The 18,002-nt window shown below is 62.1% G+C and carries 6 protein-coding genes and 1 pseudogene; 4 read left to right on the forward strand and 3 right to left on the reverse strand.

What is annotated here, in order from left to right; translation table 11 throughout:
* Positions 1-211: 211 nt before the first annotated feature.
* From ACOTXI_RS13820 to ACOTXI_RS13835, 4 genes and pseudogenes are all read left to right on the forward strand, one after another.
* The gene (locus ACOTXI_RS13820) at positions 212-10,276 is read left to right on the forward strand and encodes a BapA/Bap/LapF family large adhesin (protein ID WP_199160836.1); all 10,065 of its coding nucleotides are present in this window, start codon (positions 212-214) and stop codon (positions 10,274-10,276) included.
* An 80-nt stretch (positions 10,277-10,356) separates the two neighbouring features.
* Entirely contained in the window at positions 10,357-11,760 is a 1,404-nt protein-coding gene (locus ACOTXI_RS13825; RefSeq protein WP_058653911.1) for a TolC family outer membrane protein, read from the forward strand.
* Positions 11,757-13,958: pseudogene (locus ACOTXI_RS13830) on the forward strand (type I secretion system permease/ATPase). The gene ACOTXI_RS13825 and the pseudogene ACOTXI_RS13830 overlap by 4 nt, the downstream one beginning before the upstream one ends.
* Positions 13,959-13,968: 10 nt before the next feature.
* On the forward strand, positions 13,969-15,138 hold the full coding sequence (locus ACOTXI_RS13835; protein ID WP_085930317.1) for an HlyD family efflux transporter periplasmic adaptor subunit: 1,170 nt from the start codon (positions 13,969-13,971) through the stop codon (positions 15,136-15,138).
* An 83-nt stretch (positions 15,139-15,221) separates the two neighbouring features.
* Here ACOTXI_RS13835 and ACOTXI_RS13840 read toward each other — a convergent pair whose 3' ends face one another.
* The 3 genes from ACOTXI_RS13840 to ACOTXI_RS13850 all read right to left on the reverse strand — a co-directional run bounded on the left by ACOTXI_RS13840 (position 15,222) and on the right by ACOTXI_RS13850 (position 17,906).
* Positions 15,222-15,731, reverse strand: coding sequence for a DUF6622 family protein (locus tag ACOTXI_RS13840; RefSeq protein ID WP_058653912.1), 510 nt, complete (start codon positions 15,729-15,731; stop codon positions 15,222-15,224).
* 85 nt (positions 15,732-15,816) lie between these two features.
* The gene (locus ACOTXI_RS13845; protein WP_008502551.1) at positions 15,817-16,998 is read right to left on the reverse strand and encodes a PLP-dependent aminotransferase family protein; all 1,182 of its coding nucleotides are present in this window, start codon (positions 16,996-16,998) and stop codon (positions 15,817-15,819) included.
* 20 nt (positions 16,999-17,018) lie between these two features.
* Complete coding sequence (locus ACOTXI_RS13850) at positions 17,019-17,906, reverse strand: LysR family transcriptional regulator (protein WP_008502552.1); 888 nt, start codon at positions 17,904-17,906, stop codon at positions 17,019-17,021.
* Positions 17,907-18,002 lie beyond the last annotated feature (96 nt).

The following is an 18,002-nucleotide window of genomic DNA, read 5'->3' on the forward strand; positions in this document are numbered from 1 at the left end:
AAAATACAAAACACCCATTAAACGGTTTTTTCATAAGTCATTAGATTCGCTCTGATGTTGCCACTCTGACGCATGGCGGGCATCGTGCGCGCTGAAATCTACGGTGAGCGCTGTTTTATAACAGCAGCTGCGCCGGGGGCGCCCTTTACCTTCAGCAGAGATGGCTCGTCTTGCTCGCCGTTCATGACACTTCTGCTGGAGTAATAACAAAATGAGCCAAATCTCTGTTATTTCAAAACTTACTGGTGTAGAAACGACCCTGGAAGGTACACAGGTTACGCTGAACCATTCCTCTGTCGTTGAACTTCACGTCGAGCGAGCGAGCGTCTCCCACTTCGCGCGAAGCGGTAACGACCTGCTGGTGACACTGCACTCCGGCGAGGTGATCACCCTTAAAAACTTCTATGTGGCGGACGCGCAGGGCGTGAGCCAGCTGGTTCTGCAGGACAGCAACGGCGCATTATGGTGGATTGAAGATCCGACCGGGGCCGCCACGTACGAATCTATCGCGTCCACGGACGTGCTGCTTGCGGCGTCAGGAAGTGACGCTGGTGGTGCCGCCATCTGGCCATGGGCCCTGGGTGGTATTGCCGCTGCAGGGGGCATCGCGGCCGCGGCAAGTAGCGGCGGCGGTGGCGGCGGTGGTGGCAGCAGTAACAATTCGGCCGATCCGGATACGACTGCACCAAATGCACCTTCCGGCCTTAAGTTCTCCTCAGACGGTAAAACCGTCACCGGTTCCGCCGAACCCGGCAGTACCATCACGCTGAAAGACGCGAACGGCAACGTCATTGGCACAGGAAAAACGGGCAGCGATGGCAACTTTAGCGTCTCCCTCGGGACACCGTTGACCAACGGCGAGCAGGTAACCGCCACCGCAACGGATAGCGCCGGGAATACCAGCCAGGGTTCAAGCGTCATCGCACCGGATCTCACCGCACCCGATGCACCCACGATTGGCAGCGTAATCGACGATATCGCCCCTCAGACGGGGACGGTGACCAACGGCGGCAGCACCAACGATCGGCGGCCGCAGCTCTCCGGCACTGCCGAAGCGGGCTCCACCGTGACGATTTATGACGGCGGAATAGCCATTGGCACCGCGGTCGTCGCCAGCAATGGCACATGGACATTCACCCCGTCAGTCGACCTGAATGAAAGCACCCACCAGATTACCGTACGGGCAACCGACGCCGCTGGCAACACCGGGCCAGCCTCACCGGTATTCACCCTCACCGTCGATCTTACCCCTCCGACAGCGCCCACCGCGATTGTGCTGCTCGACGATACGGGCCTTATCCGAGGAACAATCACGTCGGGCGTGCCTACCGATGCCTCGCAGCCGATCCTGGCGGGAACGGGCGAACCCGGTGGAACCATCACCATTTACGATAACGGCGTGGCGATTGGTACAACGACGGTGCTGCCTAACGGTACCTGGAGCGTTACCCCAGGGGGCCCGCTCCCGGACGGAACGCACTCGATCACCGTCACTGAAACCGATGCCGCCGGAAACCAGAGTACGGCCTCTGAGCCTATCATCTTTACCGTGGACACCACGCCGCCGTCAGCCCCAGGAAACCTCGTGGTGTCGAATGATGGCGGCACCATCAGCGGCATCGGAGAAGCAGGCAGCACGGTGACCATTCGTGAAGGCGATTTCACCCTTGGCACAGTGGTTGTTGATAGCCAGGGGAACTTCAGCCTGACGCTGAGCCCGCCGAGGATCAACGGCGAAATCCTGACCGCTGACGCCACCGACACGGCGGGCAACACCAGTCCGACCACCTCCGCGGCGGCACCGGACATTACCCCGCCGCAGACCCCGGTCATCCTGTCGGTGATTGATGACGTGCAGGCCACCACCGGCCCGGTGGCCCAGAATGGGCTGACCAACGACCGGGCACCGACCCTGAACGGCACGGGCGAGGCAGGTTCGACCATCACGATTTATAACGGCAGCGATGCCCTCGGTACGGTGGTTGTTCCCTCCTCCGGCCAGTGGAGCTTTACGCCGCCCACACCGCTGACCGACGGCACCTGGGTGCTGACCGCGAAGGCGACGGATCCCGCCGGTAACCCGAGCGGAATATCAAACACGTGGACAATTAACGTTGACGGGACGGCACCTGGCGCCCCGGTGATTTTACAGGTTGTAAACGATATACCAGGGCAGACCGGCGCGATCGACTTGAACGGGACCACCAACGACGCCACCCCGACGCTCAGCGGTACCGCTGAAGCAAACGCGACGATCAGCCTGCGCGTGGACGGTGTTGAAATTGGTACAACCGTCGCCAATGGCCTCGGCGTATGGAGCTTTACCCCTTCCTCCCCAATCGGTGAAGGCCCCCATGCTCTGACCGCCGTCGCGACCGATGCGGCAGGTAACCCCGGCCCCGTCTCCAACACCTGGACTCTGACGGTTGACAGCGTCGCGCCTGCGGCGCCGGTCATTACCCAGGTGCTGGATGATGTGCCGGAGCGCCTCGGCGCGCTCAATTCTGGCGACAGCACCAACGACACCACGCCAACGCTCAGCGGCACGGCTGAACCGGGCTCAACCGTCACTATTCGCCTGGATGGCGCCGATCTTATTACGATCCCGATCGATGGCAGCGGCACCTGGACCTATACCCTTTCCACGCCGCTTGACGAAGGTCCTCATACCTTTAGCGTCGTCGCCACCGACGCGGCGGGTAACACCAGCCAGCCGTCAGACGACTTCACCCTGAACGTCGATATCACTGCGCCAGCGGCGGCCACCATCACCACCGTGACCGACGACGTCGGCGGTGTACTGGGTTCGCTCAACAGCGGCGATACCACGGATGACACTCGTCCCCTGCTGCAGGGCACCGCCCCGGCAGACACGGTGATCACCGTCTATGACGGCACGACTCTGCTCGGCACCGCCACCCTCAACGGCAGCGGCGGCTGGAGCTTCACGCCCGTGACCCCGCTCACCGACGGTCCGCATTCCCTGACGGTGCACGCCACGGATGCCGCGGGCAATACCACCATCTCAACGCCATTTGAACTGACGGTGGATACCGTTGCGCCTGCCACGCCGGATATCCCCGCCATTACCGTCAATCCTGACGGCACAACAACGCCGCTGAATCCGGGCGAAACCACCCGCGACACCACGCCGACCCTGAGCGGTACCGGCAATCCGGGTGATACCGTGACGATCTACAACGGCGGCGTCAAACTTGATGATGTGCTCGTGGACGGTAACGGCAACTGGACATGGACACCAGCCACCCCGCTACCTAACGGAACCTATGACATCACTCTGACCGTCACCAACATGGACGGCACGGGCAACGAAAGCGCCCCCTCTCAGCCGGTCACTATCACCATTGATACCGAGGCGCCGGCTACGCCTGCGGCACCGATCGTCACCGACAGCGTCACCCAGATCACCGGCCCCGTCCCCAATGGCGGCACCACCAACGATCCGCGCCCGGTGCTGAGCGGCACCGGTACGCCAAACGACGTTATCAACATCACTGACACCGTTAACGGTACACCGACCGTTGTGGGCACCGTCACGGTAGACAGCAACGGCAACTGGAGCTGGCGTCCTGGCAGCGACATTGCCGAGGGCAGCCACGCCTATACTGCCACCGCCACGGATGAAGCGGGCAACGTCTCTGACCCGTCGTCAGCGATTACGATCATCGTGGATACCCAGGCGCCGGATACACCGGTGATTAGTGCAGTGGGCGGCGCGCCTGATGGTGGCTTTATCACAGATACCACGCCGACAGTGGGCGGAACCGGCGTTAACGGTGAGACGGTGATCGTCTACAACAACGGCGTCGAGCTGGGCCGTGTCGTGGTGGTGAACGGAGAATGGAGCCTGACGCTTCCAGCGCAAACGGACGGTCCGCTGAACATTACCGTGGCGGGCGTGGACACAGCGGGCAACGTCAGCGCGCCGAGTTCGGTCTTTACCGTCACGCTCGATACCGTTGCGCCAGGGATCCCACAGATCAGTGCCATCTCAGACAGCCAGCTCACCAACAACGTGCTCTACACCCGCGACGGCACGCCGACCCTTACCGGGACAAGCGAACCCGGCACCACCGTGATTGTCTCCGTCGACGGTATCCCGTCAGGGGTGCCGGTCACGATCCAGCCGGACGGCAGCTGGAGCTGGACCGCAGGCACAACGCTCTCAGAGGGTCCGCATACCTTCACTGTCTCCGCTACCGATCCTGCGGGTAACGCTTCAGGAAGTTCAGCCCCGCTGAACGTGACGGTGGACACCCTCACCCCAGACGCCCCTGACAATCTGAACCTGGCACCAGAAGGTACACCACTAACCGGTAGTGCCGAAGCGGGAAGCCTCATCACGGTGAAAGACAGTAATGGCAACGTCATTGGTACCGGGGTTGCCACCGGCGGTAACTTCTCCATCGCTGTCAGCCCCGCTCAGCAGGATGGCGCGACCCTGACCGTGACCGCGACAGATGCTGCCGGGCATGAAAATCCCGTTGCGAATTACACCGTCACCGGTACGGAGCCGAATCTTCCTGATGTACCCGTCATTACGGCGATCAACGATGACGTCGACCCAATCATTGGCGACGTGAAAGGCAAAACGACCAACGACACCACCCCAACCCTCACCGGTACGGCTCAGGCGGGGAGCCAGATCGCTATCTACCTGGACGGTGGCGTGACGCCCGTCTCGACGATCACTGCCGACGGCAGCGGCAACTGGAGCTATACCCCAGCCGCGCTTGGCGAGGGGCTGCACACCTTTGAGGTGACCGCGACCCTCAACGGCCAGACCAGCGGCCGCTCTCCGGCGGCCAGCGTCACCGTTGACCTTACCGCGCCGGGCACGCCGACCATCGGCGCCGTGATTGACGACGTTGGTCCGGGCACCGGCCCGCTGACCAGCGGCCAGACCACCAACGACAACCAGCCGACCCTCACCGGCACCGGCGCGGTGGGCGATACCATCTCGATCTACAACAACGGCGTGCTGCTGGACAGTGTGGTAATCGGCAATACCGGCACCTGGAGCTACACCACGCCTGTCCTGGCAGAGGGCAATCACGTCCTGACCATCCGCGAGACCGATCCGGCGGGGAACCAGAGCGGTCCTTCGGCGGGCTTCACCGTCGTGGTGGATTCCGTTTCCGCCACGCCGGTCATCACCAACGTCACGGATAATGTGGGCAATGCCGCCACCACGGTGGTCAGCGGTGGTCTCAGCAACGACGCCACGCCAACCCTTTCGGGGACAGCGGATGCAAACAGCGTGGTGACCATTTTCGACGGCGGCACGCAGATTGCCGTAGTGACGGCTGACAGTACCGGCGCATGGACGTTTACCCCTGATACCGCCCTCGGCGAAGGCTCGCACAGCTTTAGCGTCCGGGCGACCGACCCGCAGGGTAACCTCAGCGCGGTCTCCGCGCCCTGGAGCGTGGTGATTGACCTGACTGCACCGACGGTTCCGACGCTGGATAATGTGAGCGACGACGTCCCTGGCGGCATCCAGGGTAACCTCACCAGCGGCCAGGTGACCAACGACAGCACCCCAACCATCAGCGGCACCGGGCTGGCGGGCAGCACTATCCACATCATGAATAACGGCACGCAGATTGGTACAACGACCGTTGACGGAAGCGGGAACTGGTCCTTTACGCCGACCGCGCCGCTGGGCGACGGCAGCTACGCCCTGCGCGCGTATGCAACGGATACTGCAGGCAACGCCTCGGCCAACTCATCGGTCTTCACCTTTACCGTGGATACCGCAGCCCCTGGTGTACCGGTAGTCACCAGCGTGGTTGACGATATCGGTCCGGTCACCGGGACGCTCACGTCGGGTAACAGCACCAACGACGCGCGTCCGACCTTCAGCGGCACGGGCGAAGTGGGTTCTACCGTGCACGTGCTCGTTGATGGCAACGAAATTGGCACGGCGGTGGTCAATGCCCAGGGCAACTGGAGCTTCACTCCGGGCAGCGATCTGGCCGAAGGTCCACACGCCATCACCTTTAACGCGACCGATGCGGCAGGCAACACCGGCGCCACAACGGCACCGTTTAACCTGACGGTCGATACGGGCGTGCCGTTAGCGCCGGTCATCTCGACCGCGGGTGACAACGTGGGCAGTATTCAAACCCCGCTCTCTTCCGGGCAGAGCACCGACGACACCACGCCGACGCTGAACGGCACCGCGACCGCCAACGCCACGGTTACCGTGTATGAAAACGGACAGCCGGTCGGCACCGTGCAGGCGGACGGCACCGGCGCATGGAGCTTTACGCCATCAGCGCCGCTGGGCAACGGCAGCCATACCTGGACCGCCACGGTCACCGATGCAGCGGGCAACGTCAGCCCGACCTCGCCGGGCTTTACCCTGATTGTTGATACCGCGGCACCGAACGCGCCGGTTATCAGCCAGGCAATCGACGTCGTGGGCAGCATCACCGGCCCGCTCACGTCCGGACTGACGACCGACGACACCCAGCCGCAGCTTGTTGGGACCAGCGAACCGTTTGCCACCGTGAAGATCTATGAGGGCACCACCCTGGTCGGCACGGGCACCGCGGACGGCAGCGGCAGCTGGAGCATCGTGCTCACCCCTCCGCTGACCGCGGGCGCGCACAGCTTTACCGCGCAGGCCACGGATGCGGCAGGCAATACCAGCGTGTCGTCCACCAGCTTCAGCCTCACCGTCGACACCACGCCGCCTGCGCTGCCGGTGCTGACCAGCATTCTGGATGACGTGGGCAATGCGGCGACGCCAGTTGCCAACGGTGGGTTCACCAACGACGCGCAGCCGACCCTCAGCGGTACGGCGGAAGCGGGAGCCACGGTGAAAATCTTTGATAACGGGGTCCAGATCGGCAGCGTGACGGCGACCGGCGGCGCGTGGAGCTTTACGCCTTCTCCGGCGCTGAGCAACGGCGCGCACACGTTGACCTTCACCGCCACCGATGCGGTGGGCAACGCCAGCGCCCCCACCGCCGGATATGTCATTAACGTCGATACCCTTCCGCCAGCCGCGCCGGTCATCAGTTCGGTCATTGATGATGTCGGCAGCGTCACCGGGCCCGTGACCGGTACGAACCCGACTAACGACACCCGTCCAACGCTGAACGGGACTGCCGAAGCGAATGCCACGGTTCGGATCTACGACGGCATCACGCTGGTGGGCACGGTCACCGCCGATGGCAGCGGCAACTGGACCCTGCCACAAACCACCACCACGTTGACGCAGGGCACGCATAACTTTACCGCGACGGCCACCGATGCGGCGGGCAACACCAGCGTGGCGTCAGCCGTGACGACGATTATCGTCGATACGACCGCGCCAACGGCGCCGACCGGCACCTTCAACGCCGACGGTAGCATCCTGACCGGGAGCGCGGAGGCGGGCAGCACCGTCACTATCCGCCTTGCGGACGGTTCAACGGTGACCGCCATTGCGGGCAGCAACGGCACCTACAGCTACACCTTCATTAACAAACAGATCGAAGGCCAGACGCTGCAGATCACCGCGACCGACGTCGCAGGCAACACCTCCCTGCCGGGCTCTGCCCTTGCGCCGGTGGTGCCGCTCTCCGCCAGCAATAACGTTGAGGAGCTGAACCTCAGCACCACGGCGACCGTGACCAACAGCCAGTACAGCGACTACGGCTTCCTGCTGGTCGGCGCCGTGGGCAACGTCCTGACGCTGATCGGTAATGACACCGCGCAGGTGAACTTCACGGTGGGCAACGGCGGCAGCGCGGACATCGTGGTAAACGCCAACGCTACGGGGGCGGTGCTCTCTCTGCTCAATACCCTTGAGCTGGTGGTGCAGCACTACGTCAACGGTGTCTGGACAACCGTGGTGGATACCGGCCAGCCGCAGTTTGCCGATCTCCTGACCCTCGGCGCCACCGGCGTCTCGCTGAATCTGACCGGGCTGGCCGACGGCAACTACCGCGTGCTGAGCTACAACACCAACCTTCTGGCGACAGGTTCCTACACCAGCCTCGACGTGGCGGTGAAAGAGACCGGTCCGGGTACGGTCACGGGCGATACCAGCCTCAACGGCAACGTGATCCTCGATACGGACCCGACCGCCGGCAGCGACAACGCGCCGGCCGGCACCACTATCTCCACGGTCACTAACGCGCAGGGCGTGACCACCAGCGTGAACGCCGACGGCACGGTGATCCAGGGCAAATACGGTACGTTGACCATCAACCGCGACGGCAGCTATACCTACAACCTGACTGATACCAGCGCCGCGGTCGTTGGCCGGACGGTGAGCTTCACCTACACCATCACCCATAACGGCGTCAGCGCGTCGGCAAACCTGGTGCTGTCTCTGGGTGCCGGTACGGTCATCAACGGCATTGTGGCAGTGGACGACACGGCCTCGCTGACCTTTGACACCACCGTGAGTGAGGTGAATAACGGCGCCTCGTCTCAGAACGGTTTTACCCTGGTGGGCATTAATCTCGGCAGCACGCTGGGGCTTAACCTGCTGGACGACCTGACCAACCCGATTATTTACAACGTGGAGGAAGGGACGACCCGCACCATGACCATCCAGGCCTCCGTGGGGGGCGTGGCGCTGGCATCGGTGTTCGATCTGTACGTCTATAAGTTCAACAATGCGACCCAGACCTTCGAGCAGGTTCGCGTCGAGTCGGGCTGGCTGCGCGCGCCGCTGCTGGGGGGCACGTCACCGCAGCTGACGCTGAACCTGCCTGCCGGGGAGTACCTGTTCCTGCTGAATACCGCGTCCGGGATCACCGCCCTGACGGCCTACACGCTGAGCGTCCTGCAGGACCATGTCTACAGCGTGGCGAGTATTAGCGAAACGACCACAGGCGACGTGCTGGCGAATGACCCGGTTCCAGCGGGCACGCTGGTTACCGAAGTGAACGGCGTGACGGTCAACAGCAGCGGCACCACCACCATTCAGGGGGAATACGGCACGCTGACCATCAATGCGTCCGGTCAGTACACCTATACCCTGAGGAGCGGCGTAGGCGCGGACCATATCAGCACGCCGGATACGTTCGTCTACACCGTTACCGCGCCTGACGGCTCGAAGGATACGGCATCGCTCAACATCACCCCAACCGCGCAGGCAATGAATGCGGTCAACGATGTCAGCGCCACGATGGACCTTACCTCGGTGCACCACACGTCGGTCTACTCGGATACCACCGTGGGCGTCGCCAGCTGGACGACGGCCCTGTTCTCATCAACCCAGGGCAGCGGCAGCGGAACCTTCGTGGTCGACCCGAACACCGCGCTGCACAACGCGTCGCTGCATTTTAGCGTGGCCTCGCTGCTGGCGCTGGGCGGGCTGACGGTGAACTGGACGATTAGCGATGCCAACGGCGCGATCCGCAGCGGCTCCTTCAGCGGCGCCTCGCTGCTGGGCGGCAGTATCGACGTCCCGCTGACCGGGCTGGATCTCAACGCCGGGACCTATACGCTGAGCTTTACCGGTAGCGTACCGGGGCTCAGCGTCGGGACCATCACCATCACGCCAAGCGTAAACGGCACCACCTACTCGCTGAGTAATTTCGACGTCACCGGCAGCCACACCGTCAACGGCAATATCTTTGACGGCACCGACTCTGGCGGCGTGCTGGATCAGCTCCACTCGGTGGATACCCGTCTGAGCGTGACCGGCTACAACGGCGTAACCACCACGCTGGATCCGTATACCGGCAGCGCAACGGTGAACATTGTCGGCCACTACGGCACGCTGGCGATCGGCGCTGACGGCCATTACACCTATACCCTCAACAGCGGGGTATCGCTCTCAACCATGACCTCGAAGGAGACCTTCAACTACACCCTGACCGACTCTGCCGGAAGAACGGATACCGCTACGCTGACCATCAATATGGCGCCGCAGTTCATCAGCTCGGAACATAACGACGCCATCACCGGTACGGCCTACGGCGATACGCTGATTTACCAGGTGCTGAACAGTACGGTGGGGAATGCCACGGCGGGTAACGTCAGCAGCGCCGGAGGCGATCACTGGACCGGGTTCTCGCTGGCGCAGGGAGACAAGATCGACATTGGCGATCTGCTGGTGGGCTGGGACGGTAATACCGCCTCGTTGGGGAATTATATCCATGTCACACAAAGCGGTAGCAACACTGTGATCTCCATCGACCGTGATGGTGCAGGGTCCACCTACACTAATACTGCACTCGTTACGCTTGATAACGTTCAGACCACGTACGACGAGCTCGTTAACCAGCAACACATCATTACCTGATAGCACCTGCAACAGATGACCCGGGCGCACAGCGCCCGGGCATTAATAATAAAGCTGTACTTTTTTATTAGGGACATGACATGGGAATGAAGATGCCTTACTGGTGGCTCTCGTGCTGCCTGATATCTGTGCCCGCTTTCTGCGCAAATCCGGCGGCAACCATCAATACCGGACAGCTTCGCGAAACGCAGGAACTCCCCTCGCTCAACGGTCGCGTGGCCCCGGTGGCGGGCAACGCCGCGCCCGGTTCATTACAGCTTGGCGAGGCCGTCAACCGTGCCGTCACCTGGCATCCGGCCATCAGCGAAGCCGTGGGCAAACTCTACCAGCAGAGCGAAGAGGTGGACGTCGCGAAGTCAAAATACTATCCGCAGATTAATGCCGGCGTGGACAACGGGTATTCCCACGACGGCGACCAGAACGGCTTTACGCCGTCGCTGGTGCTTTCCCTCTCACAAATGCTCTACGACTTCGGCAAGGTGGCCAGCCAGGTGCGCGCCGAAAGCGCCGGCGTGGCCCAGCAGCAGGCTAACGTGCTGGTGAGTATCGACACCATCGCCCACGATACCGCCGCCGCCATGGTACAGGTGCAAACCTGGCAGCAGATGGTCGACACCGCCAAAGAGCAGCTTGAGGCCCTCTCCTCCATTGGCACGCTGACCCGCCAGCGTAACGACGAGGGGGCTACGTCGCTCTCTGACGTGGTACAGACCGATGCCCGTATCGAAGGCGCGCGCGCCCAGCTGATGCAGTACCAGGCCAGCCTGGACAGCGCCCGCGCGACGCTGATGAGCTTTCTCGGCTGGAACAGCCTGAACGCGATCAGCAATGATTTTCCGCAAAAGCTGGCCCGCAGCTGCGATGTCGCCGAGCCGGACGACCGACTGGTTCCCGCGGTACTCGCCGCCTGGGCGCAGGCTAACGTCGCCCAGGCTAACCTCGACTACGCCGACGCGCAGATGACGCCCACCGTCTCGCTGGAGCCGGAGGTGCGCCACTACCTGAACGATCGCTACGCGGGCAGCGACACGCGGGATCGCACCCAGTATTCCGCCTGGGTGAAAGTGCAGATGCCGCTCTATCAGGGCGGCGGCCTCACCGCCCGGCGTAACGCCGCCGGACATGCGGTGGAGGCGGCACAGTCCACCATTCAGCGCACGCGCCTGGATGTCCGCCAGAAACTGCTGGAAGCCCGCAGCCAGGTGATGAGCCTGCAAAGCACGCTGCAAATTCAGGGTCGCCAGGAGGCGCTCAGCGCCCGCACCCGCGAACTGTACCAGCAGCAGTATCTGGACCTCGGCTCGCGCCCCCTGCTCGACGTGCTCAACGCCGAACAGGAGGTTTATCAGGCGCGCTTCACCCAGCAGCAGACCGTTGGTCAGCTGCACCAGCTACAGCTCAACTGCCTGTATAACACCGGGCAATTGCGTCATGCGTTCGACCTTGATAACCGCACCATCCAGACCGTGGAGATCCAGCCATGAAGCAGCGTGATATCCCGCAAGGTGAAAACATGACGGATGCGGCCCTGGCCCAGTGGGCGCAGGCCTTTGGCTTTATCGCCACCCGCTACCGCGTCGCCTGCTCGCCCGGCGCGCTGATCGCAGGCGCACCGTGGCTCAAAGGCAAACCGATGGTGCCCGCCCTCACCCAACTGGCGCGTGAGGCGGGGCTGTCGTTTCAGCTGCTCACCGCTGACCAGCAGTCAATCAACAGCTGGCGTCTGCCGGTGGTGGTGGCGCTGAATGACGGCCGGGTCGGGGCGATCGAGCACTTCGACGGCGACGATACGCTGGAAGTCAGCTTCTTCGACGATCAGACCTACACCAACCGGCTGTCGATGACGGCCATGCTGCCCGCTATCCGCCACGTCATTGCCCTGCGTCCCCTTGCCGCGCTGAAGGACAGCCGCGTGGATGCCTATATCTCAAAATATCGCCCGGACTGGCTCTACCGGCTGGTGATGCGCGATCTCCGCCCCTACAGCTGGGTGATGCTCGCCGCGCTGTTTATCAACGTGCTGTCGCTTTCCGGGATCGTCTTTTCCATGCAGGTCTATGACCGGGTGATCCCCGCCCAGTCCTACCCGACGCTGTACGTCCTGACCATCGGGGTACTGATCGCCACCCTGTTTGGCTTCGTGCTGCGCGTGGCGCGCGGCCACATTATGGATCTGCTCGGCAAGCGCTCGGATATGCGCGTCTCGGATCGCGTCTTCGGCCACGCGCTGCGGCTGCGCAACAGCGCGATTCCCCGATCCACCGGGAGCTTTATCTCACAGCTGCGCGAGCTGGAGCAGATCCGCGAGATGGTCACCTCGTCCACCATCTCGACGATTGTCGACCTGCCCTTCTTTTTACTGTTCGTGGTGGTGCTGGCGATCATCGCCCCGCAGCTGGCGTGGATCGCCCCGGTCGCGGCGGTGATCATGGTTCTGCCCGGCCTGCTGCTGCAGAAGAAGCTGGCGGAGCTGGCAAAGCAGTCGGCCCATGAATCAACCCTGCGCAACGCGGTGCTGGTGGAAAGCGTGAAGGGGCTGGAGGACATCAAGCTGATGCAGGCGGAAAACCGCTTTTTGCAGCAGTGGAACAGCTATATCCAGATCACAGCGGAATCCGGCCTGCGCACCCGCGAGCTGACGCAGAACCTCATCAGCTGGGGGATGACCATCCAGAGCCTGGTTTACGCCGCCGTGATTGTGGTCGGCGCGCCGATGGTGATCGACGGCACCCTGACCACCGGCTCGGTGGTCGCCGCCTCGATGCTGGCCTCCCGCATGATCGCCCCGATGGCGACGCTGTGCGGCGTGCTGGCCCGCTGGCAGCAGGTCAAAGCGGCAAAAGAGGGGCTGGACAGCATCATGCAGCTCCCCACCGAAAACCAGCGCGAGGAGACGCCGATCCGCCAGGACGTGCTGCGCGGTCACTACCTCTTTGAGCAGGCGCAGTTCCGCTATCAGCCGGACGATCCGCGCATGGCGCTGCGCATTAACCGCCTGGAGATCGTGCCGGGTGAGAAAGTAGCGATCCTCGGGCGCAACGGCGCGGGCAAATCGACCCTGCTGCAGGCGATGGCGGGCGGGATGGATCTGGCGGCGGGCGAGCTGCGGCTCGACGGCTTCAGCCTGCCGCATCTCGACGTGGCGGACGTGCGGCGCAACGTCGGCTTTATGACCCAGAACGCGCGGCTGTTTTACGGCACCCTGCGCGAGAACATCACCCTCGGCATGCCGCGCGCCACCGACGAAGAGATCTTCGAGGCGCTGGAGCTGACCGGCGCGGCGGGCTTCGTGCAGAAGCTGCCCAAGGGGCTGGACTACCCGATCATGGAAAACGGCGTGGGGCTCTCCGGCGGGCAGCGTCAGTCGATTTTGCTGGCGCGGATGCTGCTGCGCGATCCGAATATCGTGCTGATGGATGAACCCACCGCCTCGCTGGACGAGCACACCGAGCGGGAATTTATCCAGCGGCTGGGCGACTGGCTCGGGCACCGCACCCTGATCGTCGCCACCCATCGCGTACCGGTGCTGGAGCTGGTGGAGCGCGTGGTGGTGTTGAAAGAGGGCATGCTGGTGATGGATGCGCCAAAAGCCTAGGCGCTGAGCAACAGCCGCATGCAGCAGCAACAGCAGCAACAGGCAGCAACCGGACGGGAGTGGAAAAATGAAAATCAGTCAGCGTGACGTGGCGGCAATGGACGATCTGGATAACGCCCTCGACTCCGAAAGCGGCTACACCGGCGCGCGTCGGATCGTGATCTTCTCGCTGCTGATGTTTGTGGTGCTGGGGGTCTGGGCGTGGTTTGGCGTGCTGGATGAGGTGTCAACCGGATCGGGGAAAGTGATCCCCAGCTCGCGCGAGCAGGTCTTACAGTCTCTCGACGGCGGGATCCTCACCGAGCTGAACGTCCACGAGGGCGATCAGGTGCAGGCCGGGCAGGTGCTGGCGCGGCTTGATCCGACCCGTTCCGAGTCAAACGTCGGCGAAAGCGCGGCGCGCTACCGCGCCTCGCTGGCCTCCAGCGCCCGCCTCTACGCCGAGGTAAACGATCTGCCGCTGAAATTCCCGCCGTCCCTGGCGAAATGGCCGGATCTGATTGCCGACGAAACCCGGCTGTACAACTCGCGCCGCGCGCAGCTGGAGGATACCCAGCGGGAGCTTCGCGCCGCGTTAGATCTGGCGAATAAAGAGCTGGCCATTACCCAGCGGCTGGTGAAAACCGGGGCCGCCAGCCACGTGGAGGTGCTGCGCCTGCAGCGGCAGAAAAGCGATCTGGAGCTGAAGCTCACCGACGTGCGTTCGCAGTATTACGTCCAGGCCCGCGAGGCGCTCTCCAAGGCCAATGCGGAAGTGGATATGGTTTCGGCGATCCTCAAGGGCCGCCAGGATTCCGTCACCCGTCTGACGGTTAAATCGCCGGTGCGCGGGATCGTCAAAAACATCAAGGTCACCACCATCGGCGGGGTAATCCCGCCCAACGGCGAGCTGATGGAGATTGTGCCAGTGGACGATCACCTGCTGATCGAAACCCGACTCTCGCCGCGTGATATCGCTTTTATCCATCCGAACCAGGAAGCGCTGGTCAAAATCACCGCCTACGACTACGCCATTTACGGCGGGCTGCACGGCGTGGTCGAGACCATTTCCCCGGACACCATTCAGGACGAGGCCAAGCCGGAGGTGTTTTACTACCGGGTGTTTATCCGCACCAGCCAGGATTACCTGGTCAATAAGGCGGGCAGGCATTTCTCGATTGTGCCGGGGATGATTGCGACGGTGGATATTAAAACCGGCGAGAAAACGGTGCTGGATTACATGATTAAACCGTTCAACCGGGCGAAAGAGGCGCTGAGGGAGCGGTAGTCAATCGCCGGGTGGCGGCTGCGCCTTACCCGGCCTACATGGTTTTCTCCCTCTCCCTGCGGGAGAGGGTTGGGGTGAGGGCATCAGACCGGAACCCGGGCGACATACACTCCAACATAGCGCGCAAATTTCCCGATAAAGACGCCGGCAAACACGCCGCCGGAGACGATCGCCAGCGCGCTCATGGCGGGCTGCTGCATCGTCTGGGGAGAGATCGCGCTCATCACGCCCAGCACATACTTCACCCCGAACGCCAGCATCATAAACGGCAGCGCGGTGTAGTCGGCCTGCCGGTAAAGGCTGCGCGGCGCCTCTGCGCGGGTAATCACAGCCTGCTTGATCAGGACATACCCCAGCGCGGCACCGGCAAGGATCCCCGCCGTCCACAATGCAACAGTCCCGGGAGTCAGCGTGCGATAGACTATCAGATCGTAAATATCCCAGATAAGAAAGATGCCCGGAATAATGGCAAGCCGCTCCAGCGTCACGGTGGCGGGCCGTCGGGCTTTAATGCCACGGGAGATAAGGAAGATAAACAGCACCCACACCCAGACGGGCGTGTGCGTCACAACACCGATCAGAAATTCAAACATGGAGATCTCCATGGACGATTGCGGCCCGTGCCGCCCTGAACGCGTATTGCGCATAACGGCAAAACCACCGTTATGCGCAGGTCTTTTACAGCGATTTTTTCAGGCGTCGAACCGCTTCTATCAGCTGCTCATCCGTTGGGGTGACGAATGACATGCGCAGCGTTGTCTGGTCCGGCTCGTTGCAGTAGAAAAATTCGCCCGGTACAAAGACTACGCCGTTACTTAAGGTTTTTTCCAGCCAGCGGGTAGTGTTCATGCCGTTGTTCATTTTCGCCCACAGGAACATGCCCCCCTTCGGCTTGTGGAACGACATCACGTCGCCCAGCTCGGCTTCCAGCTCCGTGGCGAACGTCCGGTATTTCTGGCGATAGGCCTCGCGGATCGTTTTAATCTGATCGGCCAGACGGCCGGTCTTCAGGTACTCGTACGTCATCAGCTGCGACAGCGTGCTGGTGTGCAGATCGGTGGTTTGCTTAAGGTTCACCACCGCGCGCTTCAGCCACTCCGGTACCACCACCCAGCCCACGCGGGTACCCGGCGCGAGGATTTTAGAGAAGGTGGAGGTATACACCACGTTCTCTTCGTTGCCGATATCTTTGGCATGGGCAATTAACGGGCGGAAGACGTCATCGGTATAGTTAATTTCGCTGTACGGATCGTCTTCGATAATCACGAAGTCATAGCGCTTCGAGAGTGCCACCAGCTGTTTACGGCGCGCCTCAGACAGCGTAACGCCACCTGGGTTACCAAAGGTTGGAACGATATAGACCGCTTTGATGGTTTTCTTTGCCACCAACGCCTCAAGTTCATCGACCTTCATACCGTCACCGTCGGTGCCGACGGATTCAAAGTTGGCCTGCGCCAGGCCAAAGACCTGCAGCGCAGCAAGATAGGTTGGACGCTCAACGACAACCGTATCGCCCGGATTCATTAACGCGCGCGCCAGCACGTCCAGAGATTGTTGAGAGCCAGAGGTAATGACGACATCATCGGCCTTACAGGTGATGCCGCGCCCCTCGCAGATGCGTTTAATTTCCTCGCGCAGCCCCGGCACGCCTTCCGTCAGGCCATACTGGAATGCTTCCCCAAAATGCTGCGATAAGACGGCATCAGAGGCAATTTTCAGCCCTTCGCGATCGAACAGGTCCGGGTTTGGGATACCCCCACCCAGCGAAATCACGCCCGCCATTTTGCTATGTTTTAATAATTCACGGATGGCAGAGGATTGCAGGCCCTGCGCGCTGCGGGCGAGTTTGTTTGCAGACATTCTTTGATTACCTTCTTTTTTTATATTGTGCCCAATCTTAGCAGAATATGGGCAATAAATTCCGTCAGCTTAGGCAGCGGCCGCAAATCCTGACGCCACAGTAAATGCACCGGCCTCGGCGCGGGCGTGAACGGTTCCATTACCCGAACCAGCCTGCCGCTTGCCAGCTCTTCCGCCACCAGCACCTCCGGCTGCAGCAACAGCCCCGCCCCCGCGCGCGCCGCCATGCGTAAGCCATAGCCGTCATTGCATCGTAAAACGGCATCGCGCTTCCAGCGCACCTCCCCTTCCACGCCCGGCAGCCGCCACTCGTTGCGCGCGGTCCACACCGTGTGCGAAAGACAGAGGTGATCCACCAGATCGTCTGGCGTTTGCGGCGTGCCGTGTTGCGCTAAATAGTCCGGCGCGGCACAGATCACCATGTTGTAGGGGCACAGGTATTTCGCCACCAGATCGTCATTACGAATGTCGCCAATGCGAATGGCCAGATCGACGCCCTCTTCCACCAGATCGACCATCCGGTTAGTCAGATCCAGCTCGATGCGTACCTCCGGGTAGCGCTGCAAAAAGGATGCCGTCAGCGGGGCGATCGCGCAGCCGCCAAACGACGTAGGCGCCGTGATGCGCAGGGTGCCTGACGGCGTGGCACGCAGCCGTTCAACCGCGCTTTCGGCAATCGACACCTGCTCCAGAACCCGTCGGGCTTCTTCAAAATAGACGCGTCCGGCATCCGTCAGGCTCTGGCGGCGCGTGTTACGCTCCAGCAGGCGGGTGCCCAGCTGTGCTTCCAGCAGCGCAACGTATTTGCCCACCATCACCGCCGACATCTCCAGCCGTGCCGCCGCGCCGGTGAAGCTGCCGCTTTCCACCACGGCAATAAACGTCTCCATGCTGCGAAGCTTATCCATATTCCAAACCTCTGGTTAGCAATCTTCTAACTTTAGCCCAGTTTATCCGCATTTTAATTTATTAAAGAATGAAGGCTCACAACATAAGGAGTCGGC

Source organism: Enterobacter cloacae complex sp. BZL2005 (assembly GCF_049238885.1).
In the GTDB taxonomy this organism is placed as follows: Bacteria; Pseudomonadota; Gammaproteobacteria; order Enterobacterales; family Enterobacteriaceae; genus Enterobacter; species Enterobacter roggenkampii.